This window comes from bacterium (assembly GCA_024228115.1).
Lineage (GTDB): Bacteria > Myxococcota_A > UBA9160 > UBA9160 > UBA6930.
Map to the genome: position 1 here is coordinate 16,525 of JAAETT010000039.1, position 15,779 is coordinate 32,303.

The window sequence follows — 15,779 nt, forward strand, 5'->3', positions numbered from 1 at the left end:
GTCATGCCCTGTCAACCTGCTCTGGGCCTGCCCAAACTGGAACAGCAAGCCCCATGCCGTCCTCGACCCCCAGGAAGACACGGTATCCAAGTAGCGGATTCCATGCACTTTTCCGTGATCTCGACCCGAGTGAACTGGCCAAGGGGACTGGCACCCGATGCACAGCTAGCCCATCCAGGCGCCATTGTTGGGATCCAGAGCCTGCCCCGTAAATCCCACACCTGCCGGTGAAACCAGGAACAGGGCGAGCCCGGCGATCTCTTCGGGCGCGCTGATGCGCCGAAGGGGAACCTCCGCGAGGAGTTGCTCGCGCATGTCTGCGTAGCTCCGGGCCTCGTTGCCACCGAGCTCGGTCATGCGCTCTTCTGCCATCGAAGTCTCGACCCAACCGGGACAGATCGCGTTGACCCGCACCTGTTTGGGCGCCAGCTCAGCTGCCAACGAGCGAACCAGTCCGAGCTGGCCTGCCTTCGCAGCGCTGTAGGCCGAAATGCCTGGGACGCCGAAACGGGCCACGCACGACGAGATGACGATTGCGTGCTTCGGTTCGTCGCCTGTCGCCAGATGCCGCTCGAAGGCCCGGAGGGTGAAGTAGGCGCCGTCCAGGTTGGTGCGAACGATCTCGTGCCAGCGATCCTCACGCGCATCCGGAAGATTGGGGCCGCCGATACCCGCATTCGCGACGACCAGATGCATGGGACCGAGCTGCGCCCGAATCGTCGAAAACGCGGAATCGAGAGCCGCACGATCCGCAACGTCCGCGGGGGCCACGCAGGTCTCTCCCTTGGCTTCCTTCGCGACGCTGAGAAGGCGCTCGGCAGTTCTCCCGATCAAACCTACGCTGGCACCGCACTCGGAGAGCTGAAGGGCAATGGCCCGTCCGATCCCGCTGCCCGCACCGGTCACGACCGCCACCCGTCCACTCAGAACCTGCATGAGAACGGATCCTGCATGAGAAACCCCTAGCCATCCTCGGGCAGGCCGACCTCGGCCAGCACGGAGATGAGTTCACTCGATTGCACTACGCGAACTTCACAGCCAGGCGGTAGTGCATCATTCAAGCGGCTGAAGTAACGCTTCTCCGAGCGTCCCTCGACGATGACCACGATGCCGCGGTCTTCTTCGGTACGAATCAGACGGCCCGACATCTGCTTGAGGTTCAACAACATCTTGCCCAGCGAAGATTTCTGGAAGGGCGAGATGCCGCGATCCTTCAAACGCTGCTCCCGACGCTGGCGCAGCTCCGTTGGCACTTCGAAGGGAAGCTTCTCGATGACCACGGCTTGAAGCGCATCCCCGGGGATGTCGATTCCCTGCCAGAAACGGCGCGCACCCAGTAGCACGGCGGCACCATTCACGAAGCGACTCACCAGGGCGGAAGGGTCGTCGGATCCGCGCCGCGGCGTAATGACGTCGATTCCCTCCGGGCGCAGCCGAGCCACGAGTTCGTCACCCACCTCGTTCATCCGACGCAGACTGGTGAAGAGCCCGAGACAACGCCCACCAAGCTGCTTGGCGAGAAGCTCGAGAACGAGAGCCGTCTCGGAAACCAGATCCTGGCCACCACGCATCGCGACGACCCGCATGTGTTGCTCGTAGGGGAACGGGCTCGGCACCGAGACGGTTTGGAGGCGCTCCCCGGCACGCTCTTCCAGCCCGAGTTCGCCGAGGGCCGCGAAGGCGTTGCCGTCCATGAAGAGGCTCGCGGAGACCCCGGCGAAGGAATGCAACGAATCCATCAGGCCAGCGTGAAACGGGCCCGCCGGGGAAACCTGGCGCACGACCAGCCGCCATCGGTCGAAGGGCGGCAGTACAGCTTCGAAGGCGGAGACGGAATCGGGCTCGCTCTCGTCGAAGGCCAGCCGCAAGCCGTGTGCAGATTGGCGTAGATCTTCGACCGCACGTTCGAGGGCGGGATCCGGCTCCTCTTCCATCGGCACCCGGTCGGCGATGACATCGAGTCGATCGGCGGCCGCCGCCGCGATCTGGCTCGCTGCCTCGAACTCCGTACCGGGTTGTTCGGGAATCTGCACTTCGCCCCATTCGCCGGCCAACTCGGCGACGGCCCGACCGAGCGCCTTCAGTTGGTGATCGAGCTCGCGACGCCAGGCCCGTGAGTCCTTGTCCAGGCGCGAACGGGCTGCTCGGGCGAGCAGGGAATCGCCTTTTCGTTGCCTCGGCCCGATCGGGCGACCGAAGATCTCGTCCAGGCGTTCGAGCAACCCTTCGGGCCGCACCTCCAGCGCGTAGGCTTCATCCGCAACGTCGGCCAACTCGTGGGCCTCGTCCGCGATGACGTGCTGGAAGGCCGGGTAGTCCGGCGGCCAACGCAACAACAGGTCATGGTTGGCGATCACCAGATGGGCTTTTGAGAGCGCTTTGCGTCGGCGACCGAACGGGCAATCGCGTTCCTTCGCACATTGTTCGCGGCTGCATTGGTCGGCGCGCGCGGCTACCGAACGGCGCAACAGATCGCGCAGCGGCCCGTAGCGACGCAACAACGCGGCGGGAACCGCTCCGATCTCTCCGTGCCGACGGGTGCGCGCACAGGTTTCGAGCACCGCGTAAGCCAACCGATCGTCGGGGAAGATGCTCTGCTCGCGGCCTTCGGCAAGGGCCACGCTCAGGCGACGAGCGCATGCATAGTTGGCCCTGCCCTTGATCGAAAGCGCCTCGAGATCCGGATAGCCGAGGAAACGTGCCGTCGCGGCGATGTCGCGATCCAACAGCTGATCCTGGAGGAGCTTGGTCCGCGTCGAGACGACGACGGGCATGCCTTCACCTCTTTCGAGGGCGAAGGGGATCGCCGCAGCCAGATAGGCGAGGGATTTTCCGACACCGGTTCCGCCTTCGATCAGCAGCACTTCATCATCGGCCAGGTTGCGCGCGAAGCGCCGCGCGAGTTCGATCTGCTCGGGGCGAACCCGATAACCGGGGAAATGCCTCTCTCCGCGGGCCTCGTCCGCCAGGGCCTCCGCGATCGCGTCTTCGTCGAATGGAACCCGCTTTTCGTCGGTCTCGCCGATGGCGACGAACGCGAGGCTTTCCTCCTCGATTTCGGCATCCACCGACAGCGGCTTCTGGAGCAGGCCCAGCCATGGCGATTCAGGTGCGTAGGCCTCCAACGCCCGTCTGGCCGTGGCATAACGAAGCTCTCCGCCCAGCGCGCCGCGGCCTGCCATGGACATGACGCGCGCGGTATCCAGCGCATCGTCCAGGGCGCGATGCTTCTCCTCGGTCCCCATCAGCATGCGGGTGAAGGATTCGAGGCGAAGATCCGGAGCATCCGGGTGGGTGAGGGCCAACAGATCGAGCGTGTCGAGGTATTGCGCATCCGCCAGGCCGGAATGCAGCTGCCGCGAGAGGAACGAACGCTCGAATTCCGCGTTGTGGGCGACGATGGTGCGCCCATCGAGGGCCTTCGCAAATACCGGTGCTACGGAGGCCACAGGCGGGGCTGATTCGACATCGGCGTCGGTCAGACCGGTCAAACGCTTGACGACCCGCGGCAAAGCCCCGGACGGTTTGACCAATGCGGAAAGCGTCCTTACCGAGCCAGGATCACCCTCAACCAGCACGACGCCGAGTTCGAGGATCCCCGCTTCGGGATCATCCATCAGCCCGGTGGTTTCGAGGTCGACCACCGCCAACGGACCCACCCGCGCCGCGAACCGCGCCAACACATCTCCGTCGAGCCCGAGCTCGGCAGGTGCGACTTCTCGCTCTTCGATGTCAGACAAGGGGCCAGACCGTTCGTCAAGCATTCCGTTCAGACGTAGATGCCGCCCTTGTACTCGCGATCCTGACGGATCTCGACGTTCACGAGCGCCGGCTTGCCAGCGGCGACACTGCGATCGAGGGCGCCACGAATGTCACCGGGTTCGGTCACGTGCTCGCCGTGGCCGCCAAGGGCTTCGACGACCTTGTCGTAACGCGTGCGGTTGAGCAGCACGCCCTCCAGGCGGTCCCATCCATAGAGGGCGCCCTGGGGACGCATCATCTGGCCCCAAGCTGCGTCGTTGCCGACGACACCGATGATGTTCAGGCCGAATCGGGCAGCCGTGTCGTATTCCATGCCGTTGAAACCGAAGGAACCATCTCCGTAGATGATCACGACAGGGCGGTCCGGATTCGCGAGCTTCGCGGCGATCGCGAAGGGCATTCCCACGCCCAGCGTGCCGAGCGGGCCCGGATCCATCCAGGCGCCACGTCCCCTCACAGGCAGGATCTTTGCGGCGGTGGCGACGATATCGCCGCCGTCGCCGATCACGATCGGGTCATCGAGTGTCTCGAGCCAGTCGCGTACCTCGCGGCACATCCTCTGAGGATCGATCGGTACCTCGTCGCTATTCAGCGCCGCCTGCACCTTCTCCTCGGCTGCGTTCTCGATCGCGCGCAGCTCGTCTCGCCAACTACTGTAGTCGAGCTGCACGCCGCCGTTCTTCATCTCCTCGAGCAGGAGCTCGAAGGAGCAGGCCAGGTTGCCGACGAGCGGCACGTCGGTCTGGCGGTTCTGCCCGATCAGCGTGTTGTCCATTTCCAGCTGGATGATCTTCGCATCGTCCGGAATGCTCTGACCGAAGCGCATGCGGAAATCGAGAAGCGTTCCTGCGAGAAGGATGCAATCGATCTTCTGGAGAGCATCGCGTCGCGAGCGGACGAGAAATTCCGGCGAATCCGGCGGCACGCTGCCGCGACCCATGCCGTTCGTGTAGGTGGGTATATGCGTCTCGGAGATGAAGTGATTCATCTCGTCGTACGCATCCGACCACTTGACGCTCGTGCCTGCCATCAGCATCGGACGCTCGGCAGTCTTCAGGATCTCGATCGCCGCCCGCACTTCGACGCGGTCGGGAGAGATGCGCGGCGCCTGGGTACGGATCTTCGGCACCGGGGCCTGTTCCCACTCGGCCTGGCCCATGAAGACATCCATGGGAATCTCCAGATAGGACGGGCCCGGGGTTCCGGAAACCGCATGCCGAATTGCCAGCTCGATGTACTCGGGGATCCGGTGGGTCTGGTAGATGGCATCGCAGTACTTGGTGATGGGACGGACGACGCCGAGATGGTCCATTTCCTGGAGCGAACCACGGCGCAGGTTCTCGAAAGGACCCTGGCCGCCGAAGACGAGGATGGGCGAATTGGCGCGCCATGCATTGGCGATGCCGGTCACACCGTCGGTTACGCCGGGGCCGGCCGTGATGGCGGCGACGCCGATCTTGCCCGGGTTGCAACGCGCCCAGGAGTCCGCGGCGTGGACTGCAGCCTGCTCATGACGGACGTCGATGACCTTGATGCCCTCATCGATGCAGCCGTCGTAGATCGGCATGATATGGCCGCCGGAGAGCGTGAAGAGGGCTTCGACGCCAGCCTCTTTGAGAGCGCGAGCCGCGAGCTTGCCACCGTGAACGGGCATGGGGGGTCCTCCTACCGGAATTGCGGGCTGATTCGAACCGTGGAGACGGTATCAGAAACGCGGACGGGCGGGGGCCAGGGCCCCCGCCCGTCATTGAATCACGTTGCTGACCCGAGAGCGGGCCCGCTGCGAAGTCCTGACTACTGCAGGACGCGGAATTCGGCCCGGCGGTTCCAGCGGTAGGTCGACTCATCGTGTCCCTGCACCGCCGGCTTGCTCTCACCGAAGCTCACCGTGTCCACACGGGTCGAATCCACGCCGGAATCGACCAGGTAGCGCCTCACCGCGTTGGCCCGGCGCTCACCCAGCGCGAGATTGTACTCCTCGCTGCCGCGTTCGTCGCAGAAGCCCTCGACCACGATGGTCCGCCACTCGGAGTGGCGAGCTGCGGCTTCCGCATTGGCGCGAAGGGTCGGACGCTGATCGCCACGGATCGCGGACTGGTCGTAATCGAAGTAGACCGTCTCGAGATCCGCCACGCGGACGCCATCTCCGCCGCCGTTCATGCCTCCGCCGCCGACATCGCCGCCGCCGCCAATGCCGGAGCTGCCATCGTCGAAGCCGCTGTCCGAGCCGGCACCGTCCATGGCCTCGTCATCGCCACCGAACAATGCGCAGCCGGTGCCAAGAGCACCCGCCAGAAGCACGGTCAGCAAGGTCGTCATCACCTGTCCGAAGAATCGTCGCTGCATAGAGACTCCACCCCCAAAGGATTCGCCAAGGACTCGAAAAGACTCCGGGCCGCCCACCCTACAAGCAGCGCCGGACAAACCTTCGCTGCGAAGTGTCGGAACTCGGGCGAGGCCACGCAAGGGAGCGGCGCGGAATTCCGGCTCAGCTTTCGGTAGGTTAGACGGAAACGTAGTGGTTTCGACTCATCCCAGAACACTGTCTCGGAAGGGGTTGTGGGCCGGATCACGTTTCCGGCCCTCGGTCAACGCCCGCGAAACCTCGGTCTGCGCTTTTCCATGAAGGCCCGCACGCCTTCCTGATAGTCCTCGCTCTCGAAGCAACGCGTGATGGATCCGGCGATGGCCTCGCGATCCCGGCTGCCTTCATCGCGACCGAGTTCGCGGACGATTTGCTTCACGCTGCGCAACGTGAGCGGGGCGTTCTCGGCGATCGCCAGGGCGCGCTCGCGCACCCGCTCCTCCAACTGCGCCTTTGGGAACACCTCGGTCAGGATGCCGAGCCGCAACGCGTCGTCGGCGGAGAAGCGGCGTGCGGTGAAGAAGATCTCCTTCGCGGCCGCGGGCCCCACCAGATCGACCAATGCCTGGAGGCCCGACTCGTGGTAGCCGAGGCCCAGCCGGGCGGCCGGGATGGCAAACACACCGTCATCCGCGCTGTAGCGGAGGTCGGCAGCGAGCGCTGTCGCCATCCCACCGCCAACGCAGAAGCCATGGATCATGGCCAGTACCGGCTTGCCGATCTGCATCAACGCCGCGAAGGCACGACCGGTCTCGCCCTCGTAGGCAACCGCCTTTGCCGCGCCGGTACGCTTCTCCTCGAATTCCGAGATATCCGCCCCGGACACGAACGCGACATCCCCGGCACCCCGCAGGATGACGACGCGCACATCCTCGTCTTCTTCCAACTCGTTTGCCGCGTCCGGTATCGCCGCCCACATTTCCGACGAGATCGCATTCCGTCGCTCCGCATGGTCGAAGATCAACCACCCCAGCGGCCCATCGCGCTCAACCTGTATTCGTCCACCCATCCCCCAAACGTAACGCAACAGGGTGTTGGGCTACTTTGGGGAGGTGGAGCTTCCTGAATTCTCGACACGGCGAGGGCGAGCTGGGGACTTGCAGCGCGCCGAGCGGTCGTGCGTGCTGTCGCGGAGTGGGATGGTTTGTACGAGCGTGCCAGCCGCCACGGCGGCAGGGACTACCACGCTTCGGCGCGGGGGAAATGCGATCGATGCGGCCATCGCGGCAGCGGCGGCGCTTTGCGTCGTGGAACCTCAATCGACGGGAATCGGTGGGGATGCCTTTGCGCTGCTCTGGTCGGCTGAAGAACAGCGCTTGCTCGGTCTGAATGGCAGTGGGCGGGCACCGCGTGCGGCCACGCTCGAGTTGTATCGAAGCCTGGGACACCACAACGTGCCCGGCCTCGGCATCCTGGCGGCCACCGTGCCCGGCGCAGTGCATGCCTGGGAAACCCTGCACGAGCGTCTTGGGCGGCTTGCGTTTGCCGACGTCCTCGAACCCGCCATCCGGCTCGCCAGGGACGGATTTCCCGTCAGCGAGCTCGTTGGCCACTACTGGTTTGCGCTGACACGTATGGGGGTGTTCCAAAACGATGCAGCCCGCGCGTGTTGGGCGCCTGGGGGCGAGGCGCCGCGGCCCGGTAGTTGGTTTCGCGTTCCGGCGTTGGCTGCGAGCCTCGAGCGTATCGCGGCCCATGGCGCCAAGGGGTTCTATGCCTCTCCGATCGCGGACGCCATCGTTGCCACCTCTGACGAGATGGGTGGCTGCTTCGCGCATTCCGACCTGGAGGAGCACAGGAGCACCTGGGTCGATCCCATCGAGACGACCTACCGCGGCGTGCGGGTCGCCGAGTTGCCACCGAACGGACAAGGCCTTGCCGCACTGATTGGCCTGAACATCCTCGAAGAGCTTCCTCCGCCGCCCGACTGCGACGCCGACCCTCGAGACTCAGCTCTTGAATGGCACCAGCGCATCGAGGCCATCAAGCTGGCCTTCGCGGACCGCGACGCCTACGTGGCGGATCCGGAGCATGCGCAGGTGCCCGTCGAGGCACTCCTCGAGCGCGACTACGCGCGCCGGCGAGCGGCGCTCGTACGCGAACACGCCCTCGAAGCCCCCGCGCCCGGCCTCTCGGGAGATACCGTCTACCTGTGCACGTCGGACGCAGACGGGAACCTCGTCTCGTTCATCCAGAGCCTGTTCACGGGTTTCGGTAGTGGTGTCGGCTGCGGCGATACCGGTGTCGTGCTCCAGAGTCGGGGCGCCGGATTCCGTTTCGACCCGACCCACCCGAACGTGCTCGCCCCCGGCAAACGCCCTTTCCACACGATCATCCCGGGCATGCTGCTACGTGGCGAAGAACCCTGGATGGCCTTCGGCGTGATGGGCGGACACGTCCAGCCCCAAGGTCATCTCTGCTTCGTCTCGAACGTCGTCGATCACGGCCTCAACCCCCAGGAGGCCCTCGATCGACCCCGATTCCGTTTCGAACACGGCCGAAGCGTAAGGATCGAGCAGCCGGAAAGACCCGTCAGGGAAGGCACGACGTTAGGCGAAGCGCTTGCCGCCCGTGGCCACGACGTGCAGGACCCCGGCGGCTGGATGGCGGATACCTTCGGCGGCGGCCAGGCCATCCAGCGTCTTCCGGACGGGCTGTGGGCTGGTGGAAGCGACCGTCGCAAGGACGGGTGCGCCAGCGGCCCCGACGCCTAGCGCCCACCTCGACGGAGTGCGAAGGCCAATGCAGCCAGCGCTCCGAAGGCGAATGCTCCCGGCTCCGGCACTCCCCCGACGGTTTCCGAACCGTTCGGAGTACTCGTACCCTGGATGTGCAATGCGATCTGAGCTTCGATGCCCGAGCTCGTGAAGCTGCTCAACAACAGGTCGTCCACGGAGAGTGCTTCATTCGCCGAGAGTGTGAACGTCGCCACTTTGAGAACTCCGTTGCCGGGGGGGCCACCGCCATTGCCGAAGCTCACACCATGAGTGAAGGAGCTACCGGCCCCTCCTGCGACGGACGGGCCGATCAGCGCGGTGTAGGCGCTGTTCGGAGCGTTGTCCGTCGTGATCGACAGGCCCGTGAAGCTGCCCACCAGATTGAAGTACAGCTCGTGGAGGTCGGCACCGGCACCGAGGAGGCCGCCGAGGGTGATCGTGAATTCGAGATCACCGGAATTCGCGACCACATCGACCGTTGCATAGGAAGCGGCCGGCAGATCGCCATCGAACTCTTGCGTGAGGGGGATGGTGAGCGCGGATGCCGAGGCGGCCGAGAACAGCAGCGCTGCGACCAAGAAGATGAACAAAGCCGCACCCGTCCGGCGCGATCGTCGAAGAACCAACTGCATGTGCCAACCACTCCCGCATGAGTCCTATGGGTAAGTGGCCCCACAGTGCGGTTCGTGGCAAGAAAGCGAACCCCGCGGGGAATCAGGCTATCTCGCAGCTCTTGCTCCGGTGCTTGGCATAGATTTCGCGCACCCATGCGGTAGTCGGATGGTCGGCCCAGCGGGCAAGCCATGCATCAACGGCTGGGGGGGCCTGCTCCGGATGCATCGGCCCACCGTCCGGGTGGACACCCGGCGAAGCCAGCGCCGCAGCCGTGAGATCCGCGATGCTGAAGGCATCCCCAACCAGATAGCCAGACGGGCCGATCTCCTTCTGCAGACGATCCATCACGTCGCGGGTCACCTGGATGGATTCCTCGACCTTCTCGGGTGTGATCTCCATCTGTTTTCGCATCACCACCGCGATGCCCGGCAGCATGGCGCGATAGGCAATCTGTACCGCCCGGCTGCGATCGCATGTGAACTGCTTGGCGAAGTAGTCCCTCTCCGGAAGCAGAAGCCCGAAACGGGCCCGGCGGATGGCGGGACCGAAATCGGCATCGAGCCAGGCTTGAAGTTCGAGGGCCCGAGCTCGTTGGGTCGGATCCTCCGGGTAGAGCCGCGGCTCGGGCTGCAGGTCCTCCAGGTAGGCAACGATGTGATTCGAGCCGGCGACCACCTTCTTCCCGTGGCGCAACACCGGCACCTGGTCTTGTCCGGAAAGGCGCTGCATCGCGAGTTTGTGAGGCCCGGGAAGCTGGGCGTTCCGGCGATGGGCGATGCCCTTCCAATCCAGCGCCCAACGAGCTTTCTCGTTGAAGTGGGAGATGGGAAAGTGATAGAGCTCGAAATCCAATTGCATGTCATTCATCATGCCATCCATTCGACCTGGGCGTCAACCTTCTCCGAGCTCCTCCGCCACCTGACTGCGGCAGGCGGCAAGGAGAGCCCGCGCCAGCTTCGGATCGTCGAGAGCACGCCCCACAACGATGCCGCCCACGCAGAGTGCCAGGGCCCGAAGTGCCTGCTCTTCGCTTCCGGGCTCCAGGCCGCGCTGGAATTCACACACCCAATCCTTCACGTGGGCCGTGTAGGCGCGGCGTGATCCACGATCCGCTCGCGCGGCGTCCACCGAGAGCGAGGCCAGATTGCAGCCTTTGCCCACCGTGTCGCGATTCTCGTAGGCGAGGTAGCCCGTCACGATTTCCATCGCCTGCTCGTTCAACGCCTCCGAATCCGGCCCAGGCCGATTGCGAAGCTTGGCGATGAAATCGTTCTCACCGCCCGCCAGGACCTGTGCGAAGAGATCGCCCTTCGAGCGGAAGTATCCGTAGAAGCCACCACGCGTGAGCCCCGCCGCATCCATGATCGTGTCGATGCCGACCCCGGCATAGCCTTTGCGCTTGAAGAGCCGCCCGGCCTTTCGGATGATCTTCTGCCGGGTGCGTTGCTTGTGCTCGGGCGGGTAGCGCATGACGATCTCCTCGGACGCGATCCTTGCACATCCCATGTCGATCGACATGCCAAGTCCGACTCGCTCGGTAAGAACCCAGCGCGCTATTCTGCGCCGGATGCCCGAGCCCGCCCTCATCTTGCTGCGCCTCTCCGGCGAACTTTCGACGAAGGCCAAGGCCACGCGCCGCCAATTCGTCACCCGCCTGCTGCGCAACCTCCGCGATGCCCTCGATGAGACCGGCCATGGCTACCACGTCGAGCGGCGATACGAGCGAATCCTCGTCGAGTTGAAAGATGCCTCTGATCTGCCGCGGCTTGAACGACTCTTCGGCCTGCAATCCCTGGCTCCTGCGGAACGCCACGAGGTGCACACCCTCGACGAGATCGTCGAGCACGGCGAACGGCTCTTTGGCGAAGCCGTGGAGGGACGACGATTCGCCGTACGTGCACGCACCGTCGGAACGGACGCGGTACCGGGTGTACGTGGTCACGACGTCGAGATGGCGCTGGGTGCGCGGCTCTTGCCGCGAGCCGCGAGGGTCGATCTGAGCGCTCCGGAGGTGACCGCTCGCATCGAGCTCTACGGGAACGCCGCCTATTTCTTCCGGGAGAACCTGCCCTGCCCCGGTGGCCTCCCGCTCGGCACGGGCGATCGCGCGATTTCGTTGGTCTCCGGCGGCTTCGATTCCGCCGTCGCCTCCTGGCAGATGCTTCGGCGCGGCGTGAATCTCGACTACGTCTTCTGCAACCTCGGCGGCTTCAGCCACCAGCTCGGAACCTTGCGTGTGATGCAGGTGCTGGCCCAGAACTGGTCCTTCGGCACCCGACCCAGGCTTCACGCCATCGATTTCAGCGCGGTCACGCAAGAACTCCAGCGGGTCGCCGAGCCGCGCTACTGGCAGGTGATCCTGAAACGATTGATGCTGCGCGCCGCGGACGCAGTGGCCGAGCAGGCCGGTGCCCATGCCATCATCACGGGTGAAGCCGTCGGCCAGGTCTCCTCCCAGACCCTCGTCAACCTGCGTACGATCAGCGAGGCCACCGATTTTCCGATCCTGCGGCCGCTGATCGGCAGCAACAAGGACGAGATCATCCGGCGGGCGGAACAGATCGGCACGGCGGAACTCTCGGCGGTGGTCGGCGAGTACTGCGCGCTTGTCCCGAGGCGGCCTGCGACGGCGGCGAAGCTCGATGTCATCCTGGAGCAAGAGAAGGAAATGGACACTGCCGTCCTCGAGCGCGCCATCGAGGAACGCGAAATCCTCGCGCTTCGCAGCCTCGATCCCGAGGCCTGCGGGATGCCCGAGATCGAGACCGACCGGGTTCCCGAGGGCGCTTGCGTGGTGGATCTGCGTGTCCGCCACGAATACGAGAGCTGGCACTATCCGGGTGCCCTTCAGCTCGACTTCTCACGGGCCCTCGACGCATACGCTTCCTTCGCCAAGGACCAACCGTACGTTCTGTATTGCGAGTACGGCCTGAAGAGCGCGCATCTGGCCGAAATGATGCGCTCCGCCGGCCACCGGGCGCTGCATTTTCGCGGCGGCACCCGCGCGCTGCGGCGTTGGGCCGAAGAGAAGGGAATCCGGGAAGCGCCGTGAACGACTTCACCCAACGATTGGGAATGCATACCGTGCGCGCCGTCGACGGCGAGTGCCACATCGAGATGGTCGTCGATGAGTTCCACATGAGCACGGCGGAACGAGTCCACGGCGGTGTCTTCTTCACCCTGCTCGACACGGCCATGGGCCGCGCGGTGATCTCCCATCTTCCCGAGGGACGGGGCTGCGCAACGATCGAGGCGAAGATCAACTTCTTCCGTCCCGTACAGAAGGGAAGCCTTCGCGCCGAAGCCCGCTGTGTCTACGTCTCCCGCCGCACGGCTTACGCCGAAGCAAGCCTGATCGACGGAGAAGATCGCGTCGTCGCCAAATCGACCGGGACCTTCATGCTCACCGATACGCTGCAGCAATCCGAGCGAGAACGGGTCTAGCGTCGGGCCCTGGTACGTCGCTGACCGTGGCGGGGGCCGCTTCGCTTCTCGTGGTGGATCGCGGGGCGGGGGGCGGCCATCGCGGAATGGCTCGGCTGGGGATCGGGGGGCCGCTTTCGACTTGGCCGCGGGTTCGCTTACGCGGCTTTGCCGCTAGCGAACTTGCGCACGCTCACGCGACGAGATGCCTGCGCTTTATTTCCGCGCTGACCGCCCCCCGCCCCGCGATCTTGCGTGGGAGGTGACACGATACCGCGTCGCTAACAGGGAATTTTGGGTGGAGGCGTTAGGGCGCTTCAGCCGAAGGAGGGGCCACGCGTTGGCTTCACCGTTTCAGCAAGGAACCGGGCTCTTGCTCTGCCCGTGCCTCCTGGGTTCGGCGACCTTCCTCATGAGAACCGCTTCGCCGGGGTTGGGCACAGGTCGGGCGGAAATCAAGCGCAGGCATAGGCGCGGCCAAGCGTGCGCGTAGGTTGCCCGCGGCGAAAGCCGCGAAGGGCAACACCCCGTCCACCTCCCTACGCGGCCACCCGACCCCCGGCCGAGCCATTCCGCCCGACCTGTGCCCAGCCCCGGCGGCTCCGCGCTACGCACGAAAAGCGAAGCGGCTCAAGGCTCCGAAGACGCTTGTGTGCTCGCTTCTGCGCTTACTTCTCGGCCTGCTACGCGCAGGCGGACGCGGCAGGCGATCTCCAGGGAGGGGACCTGCTCGCCGCGGCGCCAGAGACCGCGGGTCTGGAACTCCGCGTCGAGTTCTGCTTTTTCGATTGCCTTGCTGATGCCGGTGGCCTTCTCGATTTCCCGGCGTAGTTCCTCGCCGATGAAGAGCGAGGGCAGCGGATCGCCGTCGCACCATGCCTCGCCCGTTCGAAGATCCAGGCGAAGGGAGCCCTCGCCGATCGCGAGCAACGCCTCGTAATCGTCGCGCAGCTTCCAGCCGAGGAAGATCCGACACAGGTCTTGCGCCAGAACCTGGCTCGCTTCGGGGGTCACGAGCGGAGCGTAGCCGGAATTCAGTCGAGGGCCGACGACGCGGCGCGCAGCCCTTCGAGAATTCCGGCGCGCTCCTCCGTGGACCGGGAGGAGAATTGTTCTTCGACCAGGGCCTTCTGCTCCTCGGCGGTGAGCTTGCGGAAGTGATGGAGGCGGCGACGCAGCTTGTCCTGCTCCGATCTTTCGAGCCCCTGCCATTGCTTCAGCTGGCGTCGGAACTGGCGCCGCCGGGGCGGTGACATCTCTGCCATGCGTTCGCGCATCGCTCGGCGATGCTGGCCATCTGCTCTGGCATCGTTCCGGCGGATCCGGCGCTCCATGCGCTGGGTGAACGCCGTTCGCTCACCTTCACTCATCCCCTTCCAGCGTTCGAAGAATTCCGCACGCCGACGGGGCGGCATGTTGCGCAGGCGTCGAATCGCACCGCGACGCTGCTCTTCTGGAAGACCGGCGATCCACGAACGCAATGACAGCGGCGCGTCACGGCGCACTTCTTCGGGCGTCGGGCGATGGGGCTCTTCGGCACGCGCCGGAGACGCCAGCAGGAGCAGCCCGCAGACCGCCGAAGCAAGCAAGCTGCGCGTCGCCCGTTTCACCCGCGGCCTTCGTCCGGCTCGAGCGCTTCAAGCGCGGCCAGCCACTCGAGCACCTCGACGACGGCGACATCTTCCGGATCGAGTTCGCCGTCGAAGTCCTCGCCAATCTCCTCGGGAGCCAGAAGATCCGGAAGATCTTCCTCCGGGGCGGCCTCGTGAATCGACCCATCTGCCACCTGGCGGTCGCTGGCAGGATCAGGCTCCACCGTGGTCGACGGGGAAGGAGCCGGTGCCACAGGCGCCGGTTGCTCGGCAACGAGAGAGGATTCCTCTCCAGCGCGGGGAAGGATCAGCCAAGCCAGGAGGGCCGCAGCAGCGACTGCCGCCGCCATCGCCAGAACACGGCTTCGGCGGCGCGGTGCACGAACTCCGGGCGCGGCGGCGGCTCCAACGGTCTGCGCACGTGGCGACGCCACATCGGTCGCGATCCGCTCCCGCAAGCGAGCCTGCGCTCCCGCAGGAACGGCAGGAGTGGGCACCGCAGCCAGGGCTGCGTCCACGCTCTCGAGTTCGGCGAGCCTGCGCGCCAGCTCGGGAGATGCAGCGATGGCCTCGCGCATGCGGGCCTCGTCCTCGGCCGACAGCTCACCGTCGAGATAGGCGGAGAGCTGAGCTTCGAATTCGGCGTTCATGCCACGCCTCCCTTGGTTTCGCCCGGCCCGACTTGCCCGGAGGCCGCACTGCTCAACCGGCGCACCAACGTCGTGCGACCCCGGTGCACCAATGCCTTCACCGATTTCTCACTCGTTCCCAGAGCCTCCGCAACCTCGGCGTAGGACATGCCTTCGACGGACGCGAGCCACAGGGCCGCGCGCTGGCGCTCGGGGAGCTCGGCCAGGGCCACCTCGACCGCGTCGCCCTGGCGCCGCGCCTCGACGACATCATCCGTTGCGGGCGCGGTGCTCACCAACACGAGCGGAGCGAAGTCACCCTCCGCATCCTCCCCGGTGCTCTCATGGTGACTCCGTCTGAAAGGCCGACGCAGCTCGTTGCGTGCCACGTTGCCCGCGATCGTATACAGCCAGGTCGAGAAACGCGCCTCCGGGCGGTAGCGCTCCTTCGCGCGATGCACGCGCAAGAAGCTTTCTTGAAGCAGCTCCTCGGCCACGGCGGAATCCTTCACCATGCGTTCCAGAAAGCGGAGCAGGCGCCCGGCCCAGCGATCGAACAGGGCATCGAAGGCGGCTTCGTCGCCACCTGCGAAAGCCAGCATCAGCTGGACATCCTCATCCACCGCCTCCGGCAAGCTCGTCTCCACTCCAGGTCTACAACCCGCCTCGACCCTCC

Annotated in this window: 15 protein-coding genes; 3 read left to right on the plus strand and 12 right to left on the minus strand. The window is 65.4% G+C overall.

What is annotated here, in order from left to right; translation table 11 throughout:
* Nucleotides 1-165: 165 nt before the first annotated feature.
* The 5 genes from GY937_01075 to GY937_01095 form a co-directional block, all read right to left on the minus strand.
* Nucleotides 166-936, minus strand: coding sequence for an SDR family oxidoreductase (locus GY937_01075; GenBank protein MCP5055297.1), 771 nt, complete (start codon nt 934-936; stop codon nt 166-168).
* 26 nt (nt 937-962) lie between these two features.
* On the minus strand, nt 963-3,740 hold the full coding sequence (locus tag GY937_01080; protein MCP5055298.1) for a hypothetical protein: 2,778 nt from the start codon (nt 3,738-3,740) through the stop codon (nt 963-965).
* Nucleotides 3,741-3,769: 29 nt separating this feature from the next.
* Nucleotides 3,770-5,416, minus strand: a complete 1,647-nt coding sequence (locus GY937_01085) for a hypothetical protein (GenBank protein MCP5055299.1) — start codon at nt 5,414-5,416, stop codon at nt 3,770-3,772.
* Between the two features lie 140 nt (nt 5,417-5,556).
* A complete protein-coding gene (locus GY937_01090; protein MCP5055300.1) occupies nt 5,557-6,108 on the minus strand; it encodes an OmpA family protein in 552 nt (183 codons plus the stop codon).
* Nucleotides 6,109-6,350: 242 nt separating this feature from the next.
* Nucleotides 6,351-7,136, minus strand: coding sequence for an enoyl-CoA hydratase (locus GY937_01095; GenBank protein MCP5055301.1), 786 nt, complete (start codon nt 7,134-7,136; stop codon nt 6,351-6,353).
* 130 nt (nt 7,137-7,266) lie between these two features.
* On the opposite strand from GY937_01095, the gene GY937_01100 reads away from it, so the two are divergent.
* Complete coding sequence (locus GY937_01100; GenBank protein ID MCP5055302.1) at nt 7,267-8,841, plus strand: gamma-glutamyltransferase family protein; 1,575 nt, start codon at nt 7,267-7,269, stop codon at nt 8,839-8,841.
* On the opposite strand, the gene GY937_01105 is transcribed toward GY937_01100, so the two are convergent.
* From GY937_01105 to GY937_01115, 3 genes are all read right to left on the minus strand, one after another.
* Nucleotides 8,838-9,476 (minus strand): hypothetical protein, encoded by a 639-nt coding sequence (locus GY937_01105; GenBank protein MCP5055303.1) that lies wholly within the window; start codon nt 9,474-9,476, stop codon nt 8,838-8,840. The genes GY937_01100 and GY937_01105 overlap by 4 nt on opposite strands.
* An 82-nt stretch (nt 9,477-9,558) precedes the next feature.
* The gene (locus GY937_01110; protein MCP5055304.1) at nt 9,559-10,329 is read right to left on the minus strand and encodes a glutathione S-transferase family protein; all 771 of its coding nucleotides are present in this window, start codon (nt 10,327-10,329) and stop codon (nt 9,559-9,561) included.
* 21 nt (nt 10,330-10,350) lie between these two features.
* Nucleotides 10,351-10,929, minus strand: a complete 579-nt coding sequence (locus GY937_01115) for a TetR/AcrR family transcriptional regulator (GenBank protein MCP5055305.1) — start codon at nt 10,927-10,929, stop codon at nt 10,351-10,353.
* A 97-nt stretch (nt 10,930-11,026) separates the two neighbouring features.
* Here GY937_01115 and thiI point away from each other — a divergent pair, with 97 nt between their 5' ends.
* Nucleotides 11,027-12,511: a tRNA 4-thiouridine(8) synthase ThiI gene (thiI, locus tag GY937_01120; protein ID MCP5055306.1), complete on the plus strand. Its 1,485-nt coding sequence runs from the start codon at nt 11,027-11,029 to the stop codon at nt 12,509-12,511.
* On the plus strand, nt 12,508-12,903 hold the full coding sequence (locus GY937_01125; protein ID MCP5055307.1) for a PaaI family thioesterase: 396 nt from the start codon (nt 12,508-12,510) through the stop codon (nt 12,901-12,903). Before thiI ends, GY937_01125 begins: the two co-directional genes overlap by 4 nt.
* Before the next feature lie 609 nt (nt 12,904-13,512).
* On the opposite strand, the gene GY937_01130 is transcribed toward GY937_01125, so the two are convergent.
* Genes GY937_01130 through GY937_01145 form a run of 4 tightly spaced genes read right to left on the minus strand, consistent with a single transcriptional unit; the run spans nt 13,513 to nt 15,738 of the window.
* Nucleotides 13,513-13,896, minus strand: a complete 384-nt coding sequence (locus GY937_01130) for a hypothetical protein (GenBank protein ID MCP5055308.1) — start codon at nt 13,894-13,896, stop codon at nt 13,513-13,515.
* A gap of 20 nt (nt 13,897-13,916) precedes the next feature.
* Nucleotides 13,917-14,492, minus strand: a complete 576-nt coding sequence (locus GY937_01135; GenBank protein MCP5055309.1) for a DUF3106 domain-containing protein — start codon at nt 14,490-14,492, stop codon at nt 13,917-13,919.
* Nucleotides 14,489-15,124: a hypothetical protein gene (locus tag GY937_01140; protein MCP5055310.1), complete on the minus strand. Its 636-nt coding sequence runs from the start codon at nt 15,122-15,124 to the stop codon at nt 14,489-14,491. Before GY937_01140 ends, GY937_01135 begins: the two co-directional genes overlap by 4 nt.
* Entirely contained in the window at nt 15,121-15,738 is a 618-nt protein-coding gene (locus GY937_01145; GenBank protein ID MCP5055311.1) for a sigma-70 family RNA polymerase sigma factor, read from the minus strand. The genes GY937_01140 and GY937_01145 overlap by 4 nt, the downstream gene beginning before the upstream one ends.
* Between the last annotated feature and the right edge of the window lie 41 nt (nt 15,739-15,779).